Origin of the sequence: Xenorhabdus vietnamensis (assembly GCF_002127535.1) — a bacterium.
Lineage (GTDB): Bacteria > Pseudomonadota > Gammaproteobacteria > Enterobacterales > Enterobacteriaceae > Xenorhabdus > Xenorhabdus vietnamensis.
This window is the reverse complement of sequence record NZ_MUBJ01000013.1, coordinates 85,616-103,155: the sequence shown is the minus strand read 5'-3', so window position 1 is coordinate 103,155 and position 17,540 is coordinate 85,616. Positions and strand designations below refer to the sequence as shown.

13 protein-coding genes and 1 pseudogene are annotated in these 17,540 nt (G+C 44.6%); 5 read left to right on the top strand and 9 right to left on the bottom strand.

Translation table 11 applies throughout. The features are described from left to right. Positions 1–220: 220 nt before the first annotated feature. From Xvie_RS12690 to Xvie_RS12680, 3 genes are all read left to right on the top strand, one after another. Positions 221–3,307, top strand: coding sequence for an autotransporter domain-containing protein (locus Xvie_RS12690; RefSeq protein ID WP_086109678.1), 3,087 nt, complete (start codon positions 221–223; stop codon positions 3,305–3,307). A 196-nt stretch (positions 3,308–3,503) separates the two neighbouring features. After that, entirely contained in the window at positions 3,504–5,021 is a 1,518-nt protein-coding gene (locus Xvie_RS12685) for a trypsin-like serine peptidase (protein ID WP_086109677.1), read from the top strand. Between the two features lie 341 nt (positions 5,022–5,362). Next, positions 5,363–5,719, top strand: a complete 357-nt coding sequence (locus Xvie_RS12680; RefSeq protein WP_086109676.1) for a DUF1493 family protein — start codon at positions 5,363–5,365, stop codon at positions 5,717–5,719. A 60-nt stretch (positions 5,720–5,779) separates the two neighbouring features. On the opposite strand, the pseudogene Xvie_RS12675 reads toward Xvie_RS12680, so the two are convergent. Next, positions 5,780–6,415, bottom strand: a pseudogene (locus Xvie_RS12675) (class I SAM-dependent methyltransferase); the annotation flags it as partial. 241 nt (positions 6,416–6,656) lie between these two features. Between Xvie_RS12675 and Xvie_RS12670 the strand changes: the two are divergent. Beyond that, on the top strand, positions 6,657–7,460 hold the full coding sequence (locus Xvie_RS12670; protein ID WP_086109674.1) for an MFS transporter: 804 nt from the start codon (positions 6,657–6,659) through the stop codon (positions 7,458–7,460). 17 nt (positions 7,461–7,477) lie between these two features. Here the strand turns inward: Xvie_RS12670 and Xvie_RS12665 are convergent, their stop codons facing one another. Beyond that, positions 7,478–8,377, bottom strand: a complete 900-nt coding sequence (locus Xvie_RS12665) for a LysR family transcriptional regulator (RefSeq protein ID WP_086109673.1) — start codon at positions 8,375–8,377, stop codon at positions 7,478–7,480. 140 nt (positions 8,378–8,517) lie between these two features. Here Xvie_RS12665 and Xvie_RS12660 point away from each other — a divergent pair, with 140 nt between their 5' ends. Next, positions 8,518–9,132, top strand: a complete 615-nt coding sequence (locus Xvie_RS12660; protein ID WP_086109672.1) for a LysE family translocator — start codon at positions 8,518–8,520, stop codon at positions 9,130–9,132. Positions 9,133–9,343: 211 nt separating this feature from the next. Here Xvie_RS12660 and Xvie_RS12655 read toward each other — a convergent pair whose 3' ends face one another. The 7 genes from Xvie_RS12655 to Xvie_RS12625 form a co-directional block, all read right to left on the bottom strand. Continuing rightward, the gene (locus tag Xvie_RS12655) at positions 9,344–10,870 is read right to left on the bottom strand and encodes an NAD(P)/FAD-dependent oxidoreductase (protein WP_086109671.1); all 1,527 of its coding nucleotides are present in this window, start codon (positions 10,868–10,870) and stop codon (positions 9,344–9,346) included. 24 nt (positions 10,871–10,894) lie between these two features. Beyond that, complete coding sequence (locus Xvie_RS12650; RefSeq protein WP_086109670.1) at positions 10,895–11,293, bottom strand: DUF805 domain-containing protein; 399 nt, start codon at positions 11,291–11,293, stop codon at positions 10,895–10,897. Positions 11,294–11,415: 122 nt separating this feature from the next. Further along, entirely contained in the window at positions 11,416–12,702 is a 1,287-nt protein-coding gene (locus Xvie_RS12645; RefSeq protein ID WP_086109669.1) for a 4-aminobutyrate--2-oxoglutarate transaminase, read from the bottom strand. A 36-nt stretch (positions 12,703–12,738) separates the two neighbouring features. Continuing rightward, entirely contained in the window at positions 12,739–13,491 is a 753-nt protein-coding gene (locus Xvie_RS12640) for a cache domain-containing protein (protein WP_086109668.1), read from the bottom strand. A gap of 35 nt (positions 13,492–13,526) precedes the next feature. Beyond that, a complete protein-coding gene (locus tag Xvie_RS12635) occupies positions 13,527–14,222 on the bottom strand; it encodes a FadR/GntR family transcriptional regulator (RefSeq protein ID WP_244175618.1) in 696 nt (231 codons plus the stop codon). 113 nt (positions 14,223–14,335) lie between these two features. Continuing rightward, complete coding sequence (locus tag Xvie_RS12630; RefSeq protein WP_086109666.1) at positions 14,336–15,109, bottom strand: nuclear transport factor 2 family protein; 774 nt, start codon at positions 15,107–15,109, stop codon at positions 14,336–14,338. Positions 15,110–15,124: 15 nt separating this feature from the next. Beyond that, complete coding sequence (locus Xvie_RS12625; RefSeq protein WP_208612580.1) at positions 15,125–16,549, bottom strand: gamma-aminobutyraldehyde dehydrogenase; 1,425 nt, start codon at positions 16,547–16,549, stop codon at positions 15,125–15,127. Between the last annotated feature and the right edge of the window lie 991 nt (positions 16,550–17,540).

Below are 17,540 nucleotides of genomic sequence, written 5' to 3'. Positions count from 1 at the left end.
ACTTTCTTGCAATTTTGGTTTAATTATTATCCTATAGCAACTTGTGGGCAGGAAAATTTATGCCGAAATTATCCTATAGATGGTTAAAAATATGGGAGAGGATCGTCATTGCCTACTTATTTAAATTCAATAATCGGTTTTATTAATAAGGACTTTTCAAGGAGCGATGTGCCAAACAGCGAATTGAAAGTTGCCACTTTTTAAAAATGGATTATCTATTATGAAAAAAAACAATTCGGCACGACCGATCTTTTTGTGGATGACGTTATTTTTTGGATCATTACCGGCTGGTACTTTGATGGCTGCTACTGATTATCAAGAACAAGGCAAGAAGAACTCACCAGAGAGTTGGTTATCAGAAGAATTTAATCATCAATGGGGATTGGCTGCTATTGGTGCTCATTATGCTTATGCCCGTGGTTATACGGGGAAAGGCATTAATGTTGGTGTTCTGGATGAGGCAGTTACTCAACATCCAGAATTTGCAGGCAAGCTGAAAATACTGAGCCCTGATGATCCTTGGAATTATGATGAAAACCCCTACACAGGGATTATCGATTTCGGTGCTCATGGTAACCATGTTTCTGGAATTATTGCAGCAAACCGAGATGGTAAAGAAATGCACGGCGTTGCATTTGATGCGGGCTTGATCACTGGAAAATATTTACAAAACCCATATAACCGCACAGAAGCCATGATCCAAAGCAATGCACGCGTTATCAATAATAGCTGGGGGGTTCGTCCTCGCTATGAAATCGATTCAAACGGTAAACCTAAACGATGGCCAGATGGCACGGTCAAGTATTACAAAGTTACACTGCAAGATGTGATTGATTATGTTAATCCGATTAAAGATGACTTGGATCGGTTAAGCCGTTCTCCAATCCCAGAATCTGATGATTATACAACCAGAAGCGCTGGTTTATTACGTGCGGCACGTCAAGGAAAATTAGTTGTTTTTGCGGCGGGAAATGCCAATAACTATAACGTTACTTGGATGCATGCAGGTATGCCCTATTTTTTCCCGGACGCGTTGAAAAACTATCTTAGCGTTGCCAACCTGACCATAGAAAATAAAGTTAATTTATCATCAACGAGTTGTGGTTATACCGCCAGCTACTGCTTAGCCGCACCAGGCACAAAAATTTACAGCAGTACAGGAAGTTTTGTCTCTAAAGTTAACGGAAACATTGATGAAGAGGCTTTCGAAAAGGGTGAGCTGGAGATAAGCCCCACCTATGATGCCTACACAGGGACATCAATGGCCTCTCCACATGTCGCGGGAGCTGCTGCTGTCTTGATGCAACGCTTCCCTTACATGACTACCGGACAAATTTCAGATGTCCTCAAAACCACGGCTACCGATTTGGGTGACCCCGGCATGGATGATTTGTATGGTTGGGGTATGCTGAACCTGAAAGATGCCATTGATGGTCCTAAAATGTTTATCACCGAAAAGGATATTCTCAAGAAGTATTATATTCCCGGCTCCTATACGGAAACTCAATTTATCGCCAATATTCCGGGGATCGGTGGCGTAGTTGAGCAAGGTACGACAGTAGAACGCGTTTGTGATAGTCATGAATGTGCTTATGACCGCTGGAGCAACGATATCTCTGGTCATGGTGGGTTGACTAAAATCGGCAACGGTATACTCGAACTTGCTGGTAAAAATAGTACCTATAAAGGGCCAACGTTAGTGGAAAAAGGCCGTTTGCAGGTTAGTGGCTCCATCACTTCAGATGTAACAGTAAAAGATGGTTCAACCCTTGGTGGTGTTGGTTCTGTCGGTTCAATTATGGCAAACGCCGGTGCCAATATTGCACCAGGTGATTTACTGTTTGTTGATGGTTCCAATGTTAGCTCCAGCCTAAGTGGAATATTGAACGTTGATCGCAATGTGACCTTCCAACCGGGTTCACGTTATCTGGTCGAAGTCACACCAAATAATCCGAATCATGGCGATCGTATTACCAGCAATGGAACGGCAATACTGAAAGGCGGTGAAGTGCAAGTCACGCTGGAAAACAGCAGCAACTTGCTATCGAAGCAAGAAGTTCGCAGCTTACTGGGTCAGCAATACAATATCCTGCAAGCAAATCAGGGTATCAACGGTCAATTTGCTACCGTAGTGCCGAACTATTTGTTCGTTGGAACCGAACTGAGCTACCTCAAGAATAATGTGATGTTAGATATAAAACGCAATAACACCACATTCACCAGTTTGGGAATGACCGCTAACGAACGTGCTGTTGCGAATGCAGCCGATAAACTGAATCTGGGCAATCCGGTGTATGAGAGTATTTTGATGTCTGATACAAAGGCACAAGCCCATAAAGCATTCCAGCAACTTGCTACCGGACAGATCCATGGTGATGTTGCTGCGGCGCATATCGATAATAGCCGTTATCTGCGCGATGCATTGAATACCCGTTTGCGTCAGGCTGATGGCGGCACTGTCGGACAGGATATCAAAGCAGATAAAAACGGAGCGTGGGCTCAAATCATTGGTAACTGGCAACGTGCTGAAGATAACAATGAAGCCAATGGTTATCGAGTATCCAACTACGGTGTGTTGCTGGGTGCAGATAAGGACTTGGGCAATGACTGGCGGTTGGGAGTTGCAACCGGATATATCCGCTCTTCTTTAAATGGGGGATATGACACTTCAGCGCGGAGTAACAATTTCCACTTGGCGTTATATGGTAGCAAACAAATGGATGCATTCGCGTTACGTGCCGGTGCGGCCTACAGTTGGCACCGTTTTGATACTAAACGCTCAGTTGCGTTTGGTAGCCAATCAGACAATTTGAATGCCAAATATGGTGCACAAACAGGACAATTGTTTACTGAAGCTGCTTATGGCATGAATACCTCTTGGATGAATCTGGAGCCATTCGTCAATCTGTCTCATGTTAATTTCCGTCATGATGGCTTTAATGAACATGGTGGTGCCGCGGCATTAAGCGGTACAAAACAATCGAAAAATGCCACTCTCTCTACATTAGGTTTACGTGCTAACCAGCAATGGCAGACTGAAAATGAACTGACTGTAAACGTATATGGTGAATTGGGTTGGCAACACCAGTTTGGTAATGTCGATCGTGATACTCAATTGCGCTTTAGCAATAGCAATGAAACATTCACACTTAACAGTGTTTCAGCCGCGCGCGATGCAGCCGTCATTAAAGCCGGTACGACATTGGGCATCAATGAGAACACCAGCTTGTCACTGGGATATAACGGCGTTTTATCAGGCAGCCATAAGGATAACGGCGTGTTCCTGAATGCCAATTGGAAGTTCTAATCAGTAAAAATCGCTTATTATCTTATCCTCAATAACAAAACTCACTGCTGGCAAAGGCTGGCAGTGAGTTTTTCTTTTTGGCATTTTGTTTGGGACATTTGTATCCGTTTTAATACAAATCACTCCGGTAGTATTGAACAATGATTAAATTGGATAATGAATTTAAGTCATCAAACGTATCCAAAGGAGGAAAATTGTGACTTATCGTAAAATTTTATTAATTAGTTTGTTCTCTATTTCTGCAAGTTCAAGTGCTTTGGCCTTAAATGCTGCAACTTTGTCGACAACAAATGATAATGGTGCTCCATTAATGAAATCAACCGATCCTGATGCTGAAAAATACAGAATCGTTGGTAAATTAAATGGTGACTCACATTGTACAGCAACCCTGATTTCTGGTGAAAATACACCGAACAAGGATACACCAGCACTGATACTCACCGCCGGACATTGTGTAAATAGTAATGTGGGTACAAATGATGTAATTGTTGATCAGCCAGCACCTGGGTTTTGGCAATATACCCCGGATTACTTCATTGATAAGAAAGATGAATTATCACCAATAAAAATTAAGCGTATTTTATATTCAACGATGAAATACGAAGATATCGCGGTTTTACAATTGGACGCAACTTATGGTGACTTAGCGAAAAAAAGCTATCATCCTTTGAAGCTGAAGAAAAACCTTAAAATGAAACATCAACCTATTGTATTGACTCATATTCCTGTTAATAACGTTGATTACAATTATGCTTATCTCAGAAAATCTGAATGTAACATTACTGGAACATCCCCATTATTGTATGAAGGTAACTCCCCGTGGATTTGGTCACCGGTTTTCTCTACTAACTGCGCTGGTGTCGTTGGTGGAACGTCAGGTTCTCCTGTTTTTGAGAAAGACAAAACAGAAGTGATTGGTGTAATGAATACAACAACAACACCAGGAATGACCGGCTGTGGATTTGGCAGACCTTGTACCATCGAAAACAATAAAGGTGTTCCGACAGAAGGCGCTAGCTATTTCATCCCTGTTGATAGCATTGCTAATGCATTGACAAAGGATAACAAGCTAGACCTGTCTAAACTTGAAAATAACAGTGGTAATGTTCTGGAAAGAAGAGAGTTTTGGTCATCTTGGATAACTCAAAGCGTTAATCCTACTGATGGCGAGAAAGCAAAATGGGACATCGTTGTCAAGGAAGGAGCTAATGTTAAGAACATTCGTTATAAAACAGGTTTAATCAATAGTGTAAATTGTGCTGATGAAGCGGGATACAGTGCTTCTGTTCTTGCAAGTCAAAGCCCACTAGAAAACATGTTGGTTCCTAAGCAAGATGGGATCTATAAACTCTGTGTTATTCATCAGAATAACGATGGTCAATGGCAAAATACAAAAGATGCCTCAGTCATGCTACGGGAAATTGATAATACACCACCATCAATTAAACCTATTTTAAATGTGAAAGGCCATGAGAGTGATAGCTGGTTTGTGACTACTGAAAGTAGTGCCTATGAAATCGCAAGTGTTCATGTGAAATATGGCCCTAAAGCGACAACTAATTGCGACGATAAAACAGATTACAAACCATTCTGGATGCCAATCGTACTGAAAAAATCTGAAGCTCCATGGCGTGTTTGCGCGTATGGTGAAGATATCGCACGAAATGCTGGCCCAATAAATGTACTTGATATTGAAGCAAGTACTGCTAAGTAAGCACTATTAAATATAAGTACTGTTAGAGAGGTAAAAGAACTCACTGCTGGCAAACGCTGGTAGTGAGTTTTCCTTTTTATAGTATATGCCCATTCTCAAGGGGATTGTGCCCCGTATCTGTGCCGAACTAACCTAACCAATATTCCCTAATAGCCCTGTAAAGAAGTCTAAAGCTCAACCGGACGAAAACGAGATTCATTCTTCAAACAAATCTGTTCTGGCAACCTTCTTTACGTGATTATAATTTGTTCTTTTTCACAAAAAGGAGTAAGACATGGATATCGTTTTACTTATAAGGCAGTCAAGAAATATAACACTATTGCCAACTGAAAGGATCGCTTATGGTAGACCGGACAAACATAGAGAGCGAAGTGTTTGCATGGTATGAGGCAAATCACAATGTGCCAATTTTTCTGTGTTTCAAAAAGCCCAAACTTACCCTTGAAACGAGTCTTTCGACCGGGAAGTATCCGTGGTCGTGTGAAGATGCAGAAGATATCCTCGCTGAATACTTTGAAAAATTTAACGTCGAGCAACGTAATTTTACATTTCGCAAATATTGGCCGAATGAAGAAGTTTTAATCCCATTGAATTTTTTAAGAAAAAAAGAAAATAGGGTTAAATACATTGAACCGTTACCACTCACGATGGCCATGTTGGTTAACTCGGCAAAAGTAGGCTATTGGCTTTATGACTGAATAAACGTGCTGTATTGCTACAACCCTTGCATGTTACTAGCGAGAGCCTCACGAGCCATTTCATTTATTTTTTCTGACAATAAAAATCATTTCTTCTACCTTTTCATGATAAACATCCCCTTGCCAGTTACCTAATACATCTACCGCGATTAGATTTGCTTCTGTGAGCGCTTGCTGAATGTCGGTAAAGCTAGCAAATGCAATGTTTGAAAATGCCTGATATTCCTGTTTATCGTTTAAAACTCGGTAATAAGTACCGTAAGTAACGATATCATTGTGAGTGCGAAAATCATTCCACGCCAAAACAGGCCCTAACATTGGATGGAAAAATTGACGCATAGAATCCTTTTCTGTCCAGGTCAGCCATTCCTTTGCTATAGGATTACGGCTATCAAAGATGCATTTCCCGTCGTTTTCCAAATGTTCATAAATACGCTTAAGTGCCTCAACTCGATCTTGATGAGTTAAAAATACTTGAAAGGCATGACCAGATAAAATGATTAGGTTGAATCTGCGTGATAATACCAATTGTCTGGCATCCGATTGTATCCAGGTAATTTTTGAACCTGCTGGTTTGGATTTGGCAATATCCAACATAGGAGCAGCAATATCACTGCCAAATATCACCTTATCGGGATAAATTTGCGCAATTTTATTGGTAAGCATTCCCGTACCACAGCCAAGATCTAAAATAGCATGTGCATTTTTGGCGAGTTAATAATCATAATCTGCCGTCCATTCGTTATCGAAATCATAAAACTGAGCTAATGTGCTATCTTGATAGAGTCGATCAATTGTCATGTCAGATAAACCTTAGTATCATTTTCACCCTCTCCACTCTCTTGCTCTTTCTTTATACCATCATCCCATCATTTTTCATCAGTTAACTCTGAATTCTGTTTCTATCAATCCTATTTTCACTTAAGGAGGCTAATATATGACGCCACGTACTATTTCTATCAACCCTATTTTGCTTATTTTTTCACTCTCTGTATTTTTCGTCGGTGCAACAGAATTTATGTTATCACCTATGCTCAAACCATTGGCTGATGCATTTAAAACAACAACAGACAAAGCAGCTTGGCTAGTATCTGGCTACGCCATCGCCTATGCATGTGCATGTGCATGTGCAGCACCGATTTTTGGTTGGTTATCAGATCGGATCAACCGGCGTAAATTATTGCAGATATCTTTGCTGTTTCTTTTCCTTGATGGATTGGCGTTGGCGATAGCTCCCAATTTGGAGATTGCAGTCGGATTGCGCATTTTTGGTGGCATTGCTTCTGCCGCTTTGATTCCAACCATTTTTGCGCTGGTTGCAGAAATTTTTCCATCTCATAAACAAGCACCTGCAATGGGAATCGTCATGTTTGGTATGACCGCTGGCATTGCAGGTGGCCCGGTATTTGCTGGCGTTTCAACGGAGTTATTTTATTGGCAGGTGCCATTTTTAGTGAGCGCAACAGGATGTTTTTTACTTTATGTTTTAAGCAAAAATGTTTTAAGTAAAAAATACATTCCAAACCAGATTAATACCCGAAATGTTAATACCCTAAAAACCGTTCACCAAACGGCAATATTTCAGTGGGTATTCCAAGGGAATTTAGCTACTATGCTGCTGACACAATATGGTACTACAGCCACGATGATGATATTGGGAAGCTGCTTTATCGTGGCAATTGTGCTTTCATTGAAAGATTTTTTAGTGACGTTGTCACTTGGTTGGCGTCACTATCAGTAATTAAAATAAAGTGATGATCATGACTGATGGCAAAAATCAGTCAGTCGAGTATGGGTTTCATGGAATGCTTTTTTCAGCCATTCAAGAAAGAGAGTTTGCGGTGTATCGGCTTTGAAAATTTCAGGTGATATCAAATAATAAGCAGAGCCATCTGGAATGAAGCCGTAAGGTGCATTTATTCTCTTATCACTCAATTCTTGTTCAATCATATATATGGAACTTATCCCAATGCCATGTCCAGCCATCACTGCTTCCAATAAAATATAAAAATGTTCAAACCAGTGCTCATGCTGTTTATGGATGATTTGTTTAACGCCTGACATCCAATCATTCCACGCTTCAGGGCGAGTATGTGTATGCAATAAGGTAATTGGCTGATGTGTAATAACATGCTCTTCGGCTTTAGGTAAACAAATCGGGCCTATCCATTCCCTTCCCAACTGTTCGGCAATGTAGCGCTTATTCCAGAAGAAGTCATTGCGGCGAATGGCTAGGTTCACTGAACTGCGTGAGAAATCAATATGACCCCCACCGGAGACTAAATGAATTTCTATATCAGGATGTTCCGTTTTAAATATCATTAACTTAGGTATAAGCCACTTCATCATAATTGTGGGTTCACATGAAACAACCAAGGGTGTTAATTGCGAAGTTTGCTGAAGTTCATCAATTGTCAATGTTAGTAACCCAAATGCTTGCTGGCAGGCCTGTTTAAGTTTCTCACCTGCGGATGTCAAAAAGATCCCCCTATTCCTTCGTTCAAATAATATAACTCCCAAAGTAGCTTCTAATTGTCTGATCTGCCGACTCACCGCTCCCTGTGTCACAAATAATTCTTCCGATGCTTTGACTAAACTTTGGTAACGGGCGGCGGATTCAAATACCCGAAGTGCATTTAATGAAGGAAGATTTTTCATTACAGTCTCTTATAAAGAATTTTGAACATAATCGTTGATTTTTTCTCAATCATTCTAGCGTAAATTAATCGTTATTCTTTAGTCAAAAAAATCAAGAGAATAACTTATTGAAATATGACAGATTATGACTAGAGGACATAATGACAGAGTTAATTGCAGTAGCCATTATTACCATTCTTGCTGTTATCAGTCCGGGGGCTGATTTTGTGATGATTACCCGCACAAGTTATCTTTATGGTCGACGAGCAGGCATAGTTGCAGCTTTTGGGATCGCATCAGGTATATTGGTTCATGCTGCTTATACCATTCTTGGGATCGGTATTTTGATCGCTCATTCCCCCAATATATTGCTTGCTATAAAAATTGCAGGAGCGGCTTATCTGCTCTACATCGGCTACAAAACGATGACATCAAAAATGGAAATGAATGTTGATATTAACTCAAGCAAAAATACCCCACTAATTTCTTTTCGAATGGGCTTTCTAACTAATGTATTAAATCCCAAATCAACACTTTTTGTTGTTAGTACATTTACTCAAATTATTTCACCATCGACTGATATTAGGTTACAAATTGGTTATGGAATTTTTATGTCCCTTATGCACCTTATCTGGTTTATGGGAGTTGCAGTTTTCTTCTCTCACCATAAACTCAGAGCCACAATGTTAGAAAAACAAACCATACTCAATCGTATCATTGGCATCATTTTAATGGGATTGGGTGTTTCTTTAGGGGTAATTCCTATCGCCAATTGATAAAAAACGATAAATTTGGAATGGAATATCGAGCGACAGCACAACGAGTCATGGGAATTAGCCTTAATACTGCACAAACACCGCTGGTTCTTCTATGCTTACGTGACCTTAAGCCCGGTTGTACCGGGCAGTGAACGTGCTGCTATCAGTGTGAAATGCCGTGTAGTAAAGAATACATAATAGCGACTTTTCGGTTAATAGAACCTGCCTTTCAGAACGAAATCATCTCTGCTGGATTAAGTGTGTTTATCACTCCCAGTGCGCCTTTAATCAATGGGATAACCACCGGAGAGAGATAGGAGCCCAGCGGAATACTCGAGTGGTCGATGCGGGTAAGCATGGCAAAATCGTGATTGCGGCCAGTAAGATCGTCGCTGATGGCTTTGCCAATGCGCACTGTCTGCGCCACGCCATGACCGCTCCAGCCATGTACCATATACACAGGGACACTGTCACCGCTTTTGCGGGCATCAGTGGCTCCATTCAGGGTTAAATCGCTGATCCCGCCCCAGGAGTATTCCAGCTCGGGTTTTTCCAGATACGGGAATACGGTTCTGATACGCTCAAGCAAATAATTGTTCACATCACGTGGTGACCAGGAGTTGCCGGTACCCTGTCCACCGAACAACAAGCGGTTGTCACGCACCGCACGATAATAGTCTATCTGTAACTGTGTATCGTAGACTGGAAGATCTGACGGGATCAGCTCTTTTATATCCACCGGCAACGGCGGAGTGACCGCCACATAGGTGAAAAAAGGTATTGTAGTGGAAGGGCCGGAGATAAACTCATTGGAGGAGCTATGCACCCCCAGTACCACGGCTTTACTTGCCCTGATAATTCCCCGCTCAGTTTCTATGACTGTGCTGCTGGCATCCTGCCTGATACCCTGCACTTTCGTGCTGTCGTAAACTCGCCCCCCCAGTCTGGCAAAGCCATAAATCAGGCCTCGCAGCAGCGCTAGAGGCTGAACCTGTCCACCGATGCTGTCGATATTGGCACCATGATAGATACTCGAGTGCACATACTCTTCCTGCAATTCGTGCGGCCCAATCACCTTCACCGCTGTATCTCCCAGCTGGCACCGGGCATCGGCATTAGCCACCAATGATCCCATATGACCTGGGTGTATCGCTGCCGTAATATGTCCATATTTGCGGTCACATTCAAAACCGTAACGCTCGCGGAGTTCATCCACAAGATCCATTGCTTCAATCGATGCAAAACGCCATAAACGTTTGGCCTCATCGAGTGAAAATTTTTCCAGTATGGTTTCAGCTTCCCAGCGGGCAATTCCGGGGGTCATCTGCCCCCCATTACGGCCAGAAGCTCCCGAACCAATATTATCTTTTTCAACCAGAATTACATCCACGCCCGCTTCAGCAAGGTGCAGCGCAGTGGAAGCCCCCAGCAACCCGCCGCCAATGACGACAACCTCACAAAACTGCTCTCGAGAAAAACCACCAAAAGCCGGCAAATCAGCCAGGGAGGCCTCATAGTAGTTGGCTGGCATGGCATTGGCAGCCACGTCTCTATGCCAATTCCAGATGCGCGGATCTAACCCCAACCGGCTGGTTCTGTATTGTGCATCCTGCAACAGCCTCGGTCGGATTTGGTCAATATTGGCCGCAGTTAAGGTCTGGGCGAGCAGAGATGTAGTGGGAAGTATGGATGACAATACTCCTGCCCCTGCGAGGGTTGCAGCAGTAGAGATAAAATATCTTCTATTCATTACCATTTCAGCACTCCTTTATGACCGGAATTACCCGTTAGCCTGATCTGGGGTATTTCCCTGTGAGTGAATCCGGTTCTCTGAACTATATTTATTATTGCCCACCTGCCCTTTCAGAACAGCCAGAATCAGTAAGATAACAGTACCGACAAACGGGATAAGATGTAACAGCAGCCACCAAGTGCTACAGTTGATATCGTGCAGGCGACGGGCATTTACTGCCAACGCTGGCAAAAAGGTGAGTAGCAGATAGATAGCGCTGAACCATCCCATATAAATTTCAGGATTGGCGACAGCAAACTGCCTTTCCAGAAAAGAAATGATGAGAATAGCCAGGATCTGAAACAGAACGAAATACCAGAACTCCTTACGCTGGGCTCGCCCCTTGAAACAAATATAATTTTTCAATACATGTATATACCAGTACATTGTTGTCCTCTCTTATAAACCCGTGAATTCTCCTCTCCTTAGTTGTTCCCGTTTAAACGGCAGAATAGCCATCTGAGGGAAAATGGCTCCTGAGTTTCATTGCCAGTAAGAACGCCCTGTCATTATTTTCCCTTTTTACCACTCAAATCGAGCAGAACAGATTCCAGGATGTTGAGCGCCTCATCAAAAACATCATTTTGTATGGTCAGCGGTGGCAGGAAACGGATCACGTTGCCGTGTATACCGCACGTTAACAGAATGAGGCCTCGCTCCAGCGCTTTCTGACGTACCGTGTTGGTAAAAACGGCATCGGGTTCCTGACTGCCCGCACGGTTAAACTCCACCGCAATCATTAGCCCAATCCCACGCACGTCGGCAATCTGCGGAACATGCGGCCTGAGTTTATGCAGACATTGTTTTAGCCGCTCGCCCAATTGCGTCGCACGCGTAGCCAGCTTCTCTTCTTCGATCACATCCAGCACCGCATGGCCAGTCGCAATCGCTACCGGATTACCGCCATAGGTTCCCCCCAAACCACCCGACACTACAGCATCCATCAGCTCTGATCGCCCCGTTACAGCCGCCAGCGGCAATCCCCCCGCCAAGCCTTTTGCCATCGTGGTTAGATCGGCCGCAACCCCATGATGTTCCATGGCAAACAGTTTGCCCGTACGCGCAAAGCCAGTTTGGATCTCATCGGCAATAAGTACAATACCATAGCGATCGGCAATTTCGCGTAGGGATTTGAGCAGCTCGGAAGGTGCAGGATAGAAACCACCTTCTCCCTGTATTGGTTCAATAATGATGGCGGCGACGCGTGTCGGCTCAATATCGGTTTTGAAGAGATTCTCCAGTGCGTTCAGCGTTTGCTCCACACTGATCCCACGTAGTTCTACTGGAAACGGGATACGGTAAACATCGCTAACCAATGGACCGAACCCTATTTTGTACGGCACTACTTTGCCGGTTAATGACATACCGAGGAAGGTACGGCCATGAAAAGCACCGCTGAAAGCCACCACTCCGCTTCGCCCGGTGGCAGCGCGCGCAATCTTCACGGCATTTTCTACTGCCTCAGCTCCGGTGGTAACAAAGACGGTTTTTTTCACAAAATTACCTGGCACCAGATGGTTCAATCGTTCAGCGAGTGCTACATAATTTTCATAAGGCACGACTTGATGACAGGTATGGGTAAATTTTTCCAGCTGCTCTCTGGCTGCGGCAATGACACGCGGGTGGCGGTGACCGGTATTCACCACGGCGATACCGGCGGCAAAATCGATATAACGTTGCCCCTGAACATCCCAGATTTCAGCATTTTCCGCACGCTCAACATAGACTTGTGTGGTCACGCCAACCCCTTTTGCGATAGCCGCATTGCGCCTTTTAGCTAACATTGACTCAGTCATAAGTAAAAGCTCCTCAGTAATCTGAATAAGTGGGCTTCAGCAGATAAACGCCCTGTGTGATTCAGTGTGTAATGACGGCAGGATCACCAGACGCAGTGAAGGTACTTCACCATCGGCCGATCGGTTAACATTTTGGCCCTTGAAGAGCGAACCTGAACGAACACCCGGTATAGTTGAAGTCACAACCCGCGCATCATCATTAATAATTAATGCTGGCTTACCGATAGCACCCAAAATCGGCAGAAGTAACCGATCCAGTGTCGAAACCAAAATATCTACCGCTGTAACACCGGCAAACTCCTCACCGATAAGCACTGGATGGGCTATCGTAATCGTGTAAGCGCCGTTGCAGACATAATCCACATAGGGGCCATCAATGATGGGAAGATGGCGACTGGCAGGCTGCCGGAACCACTCAAACAATCGGAAATCCAGGCGCCTGCGCTGCTCCTGATTATGTTCCAGCTGGGCATACTGAAGGGTATCCCTTTCCTGACGCCACCACTCCAGCGTCCAGTAACCTCCCTCCTCTCCAACTCCCTTTGTTACCGCATAGCTGGCGAATCCCGCCCCATTACACCAAGCGTTGTGACGCAGTACATCGTGGATATGTTTTTGCAATGCATCGCGCTGCTCCCGCGCCAATTGGACACCTTCTGTATGGTATAACGGCAGCGCCAATAAAATACGTGCTGCCTTATCCGCCAGCGCTGCGGTAGCCCGCTGCGCCGTGACCAGAATATCGTCCAGAATGCTCCTGGCCCGTTCTACGTGTATGTCGTTGTACATATGCCTCCCTCTCTCCTGGGATGAATGCAGCCGCGTTACTCGCGATCAGATCCCTGCAAGAATGGTTCATCAGCATCCATACGCAATTTGCATTCAAGCAGGTGGTCAGTAATTCGGATAATCATCTTCTGCGCCAGCTGGTAACATGCCAGACCATCACCCTTATACAGCGCAGCCAGAAGTGTATGCCAAGCAGCAGCAACTTCGCTGTGAATGGCAGCTTCTTGGTACAGAATCCCCATCAAAGGCGTCCATTCAGCCTGGATCTCCAGCTCTTGGTTGGCAAGCCGGGCCGACTGTGCTTGGGATGCCAAGGTTAACAGACAGCGCATATCTGTCTGTATACGGATATCCGGTTGCGCCGCAGCCGCAAAGCTGTCGATCAGTTGCTCAAGCTTTCTCAGCTCACCCGGCATTGAACGTTGAGCTGCAAGCTGCGCGCTATGACCGATCACTGCACAGTGAAATTCGCTGAAATCTGCCAGTTCGCCTGAAGCCATCAACCGCAACGGGTGATATTTCCGCATTGTTTCAACGGAAACCTGACACACAAAACTCCCGCCATGACGTCCACGTCGAGTATCGATCAATTGCCTAGCGCGTAGCGTGTTCAGCGCATCACGAACAGTTACCGGTGACACACCTAACCGCCGCGACAGCTCGTTTTCGTTAGGTAGCTGCTCATCAGTTTGTAATATCCCGGAGATGATCGCGTTACTTAAACGTGCCACAACCTGTTCGGTCCTGGTGGCTTGATCGAGCGGTGCGTAGACGATGGAATACGCCGTCATGATTTAATTCCTGATTGAAATGACACGGGATTTCAGCATACCTGCAAATAGCACTAAAAAATACCGTGGCGATGCAGTGCTTGTGCATCTTCCGGTACTGGTGCGATAGCATCCCAAAGCTCAGCCACTTTGCTGTTTTCAACGCGCCATAACTCAAAGTAACTGTGACGTGCTCCGGCGATACTCCCCTCCGAATGGCTCAGAACAAATTGCCCATCAGCGACGGTACGGTGGATTTTGGCATAATGCAGGCCCCGCCCTTCATCCTTGAGTCGCTTAAGAAACGCAATGATCGCAGCCGTACCATCAGGGATATCAGGACTGTGCTGGCGAAAGGCTTCACCATTGGTGTAATTTCCAAACTCATCATAGTGTCCTTCGATCAGGGTACGCGTGAAAAAGTTAACTACCAGTTTACGGTTTTTCTCCCTGTCATGATTATGGCCCGCTTCAGTCGGACCGTCTAACTGAGTTCGGCCACTGGCGTTAGGCGCGGATTGCGGTACTAAGCCATCCCAGTGCTCCACGATTAAGCCATCGGCAACCCGATACAGATCGAAACCGACCAACGGTTGCTCGTCTAACCCCGTAAAACGGCCGTGGATAGCAACTAAGTCGCCATCCTGTAGTACGCGATACGTTTCATGGTGCAGTTCAGGATGCGTCTGGATCAGCTCACGCAGCCCGGCAAGGCCATCTTTAACCAATGGGGAATGTTCAATAAAATTCGGGGCAAAATAACGTTTAAGTGCCCCCACATCATGGTCAGTAAACAGCTCGTGGTGTGCGCATGACACCAGATCGTGCGAATATCTATTTTGATTCATTAGGAGTGTCCTGTGTCAGTCGTTGGAACTCATCACATGTTTGATACGCGTATATTCATCGAAACCATAAGCCGACAGATCTTTGCCATATCCAGAATGCTTGAAGCCGCCATGCGGTGCCTCTGCCGTCAGAGGGATATGGGTGTTAATCCAGACCGTTCCAAAATCAAGCTCACGGGACAAGCGTAACGCGCGACCGTGGTCGCGGGTCCAGACACTCGAGGCCAACCCGTATTTCACATCGTTAGCTTTCTCGATAGCATCTTGTTCTGTTAGAAATTTCTGCACGGTGATAACCGGGCCAAAAATCTCGGTCTGGATCATTTCATCATGCTGCTCCAGACCGGTAATCACTGTAGGTTCGAAGTAATACCCCGAACGATCAGCCTGACAACCCCCTATTTCGATGCGGGCATGCGCAGGCAGACGCGCAATGAACCCTTTGACCTGTTCCAGCTGGCGAACATTATTAAGTGGCCCATACAGCGCCGATTTATCTTCTGGATCACCAAAACTGGTTGCTTTAGCTGCCGCCACCAGTTTAGTGACAAAGATATCGTAAATAGATTCATGCACCAGCACGCGTGAAGCTGCCGTACAATCCTGACCCGCATTGAAGCACCCTGCGATAGCAATGGTTTCTACTGCTTTGTCGATATCCGCATCGGCAAAAACAACTGCCGGTGCTTTGCCACCCAGCTCCAGATGCGCTCTGGTGAGATTCGCCGCCGCTGAAGACGCGACTTGCAACCCCGCACGTACGGAACCGGTAATGGAAACCATAGCCGGCGTTTTGTGTGAAACAACCAGTGCACCCGCACTGGCATTACCCAGCACCACGTTGACGGTGCCGGCAGGGAAGAACGGAGCGGACAGTTCAGCCAGCAACAGCGTACTCTCCGGTGTCGTATCGCTCGGTTTAAGCACCACAGCATTACCTGCTGCCAGAGCTGGCGCTACTTTCCATACCGCCATCATCAACGGATAGTTCCATGGGGTAACCTGCCCTACCACGCCCAGTGGTTCACGCCGGATGCTGGTGGTCATGCCAGAAAGATATTCCGCTGTCGCCTTGCCTTCCAAAAAACGCGCAGCACCGGCGAAGAAGCGGATATGATCCACCGACGTCGCAATCTCCTCGGAAGCAATCAAGTGTTTGAGTTGCCCTGTATTGCGGCTTTGTGCCTCAATCAGACGTTCAGCATTTTTCTCCACCGTATCAGCCAGCGCCAGCAACGCTTGCTGACGTGCTGAGGGTGTGCTACGTCCCCATATTTTAAATGCCTCTTTAGCTGATGCATAAGCATCATCAACATCTGCCACAGTTGCGTTAGGAGAACGCGCATAAGACTCACCCGTGACCGGGCTGACCAGATCAAAATATTCGGAACCTTTAGTTTCAATATACTGACCATTAATGAAATGCCTGAGCGTTGGCATCGACATGGTTACCTCCTGATGGATTGGAATACATAAAATATAACCTATGATTTAATATATTTAATGGTTGTATTATCGTCAAATTTGTAGCGAAAGCGTAAAATAAACAAAGGAATTAGATACATACATGTAACTTTCAGCTTTTTCATCAGGAAAAATATTCAAATCTGTGAGGAGGATCTAGGATTTCATAGTTATAAATACATTTATCGGTTGTGAAGATTGTGAGTTTTCCGGTTATTAAGGCATAACATCACTGTACGGCTCTGTAGAGATTTATGGTACCGCTCGCTTAAGTGCGAGCGGCTCTCTTTTTATAGAGGTAACGATACACTTTGTAGGGGTCTGAAGCCCAACTATACGGAAACGCACGATAAATACACTTTTTGAACAAAACACTAAATGGGAGTTTCGAGGCCAACACTCTAAATATATTACTGTGGCGAAAAACTCAGTAGTAAAATAGCCCGCTGCCAGATTTGGGAAACGTGACAAAAATTAAATGGGGAGATTTAATCCCATCATTTAGTTATTTAACAATATCAACAGCATGAATATGTCTACACTGACCAATTAGACTTTCATTAGCCACACCTTTAAATAATTTACCATCAAAAATAGGTGACCAACCTTTTACCCCAATTTCTTTGATACCGTTTGACGCAAAGGCAACGACTACGTTTTTATCACTGACATTAAGGACGTTAAGTTTATATATGACACTGTCAAAACTATTCTTATCTGGGAGACGGCTGTCAAAAAGTAATTTTAAGTCATGACCATAAAAATCAATTTTTTTAATACCTTTAGGTAGAGTCTAAATTTGCACAAGGTCTATTTTTGATAATTTACCTTTAGTATCAAGACCTTTCTGATTATACCCAACCGTTAATTTATTACCATTACACTGAAAACTCACTGACAGTTACCCATTTTTTATGGTGTCTGCCAGATTAAATTGGGGGTTAAATTCTTTTCAGCCCAAATCCGT

Coding starts and splice junctions, on each gene's coding strand:
- Xvie_RS12645 (WP_086109669.1), bottom strand. CDS start 12,702: ATGACTGAGTCAATGTTAGCTAAAAGGCGCAATGCGGCTATCGCAAAA.
- Xvie_RS12680 (WP_086109676.1), top strand. CDS start 5,363: ATGGTAGACCGGACAAACATAGAGAGCGAAGTGTTTGCATGGTATGAG.
- Xvie_RS12640 (WP_086109668.1), bottom strand. CDS start 13,491: ATGTACAACGACATACACGTAGAACGGGCCAGGAGCATTCTGGACGAT.
- Xvie_RS12670 (WP_086109674.1), top strand. CDS start 6,657: ATGACGCCACGTACTATTTCTATCAACCCTATTTTGCTTATTTTTTCA.
- Xvie_RS12660 (WP_086109672.1), top strand. CDS start 8,518: ATGACAGAGTTAATTGCAGTAGCCATTATTACCATTCTTGCTGTTATC.
- Xvie_RS12630 (WP_086109666.1), bottom strand. CDS start 15,109: ATGAATCAAAATAGATATTCGCACGATCTGGTGTCATGCGCACACCAC.
- Xvie_RS12665 (WP_086109673.1), bottom strand. CDS start 8,377: ATGAAAAATCTTCCTTCATTAAATGCACTTCGGGTATTTGAATCCGCC.
- Xvie_RS12655 (WP_086109671.1), bottom strand. CDS start 10,870: ATGGTAATGAATAGAAGATATTTTATCTCTACTGCTGCAACCCTCGCA.
- Xvie_RS12625 (WP_208612580.1), bottom strand. CDS start 16,549: ATGCCAACGCTCAGGCATTTCATTAATGGTCAGTATATTGAAACTAAA.
- Xvie_RS12650 (WP_086109670.1), bottom strand. CDS start 11,293: ATGTACTGGTATATACATGTATTGAAAAATTATATTTGTTTCAAGGGG.
- Xvie_RS12690 (WP_086109678.1), top strand. CDS start 221: ATGAAAAAAAACAATTCGGCACGACCGATCTTTTTGTGGATGACGTTA.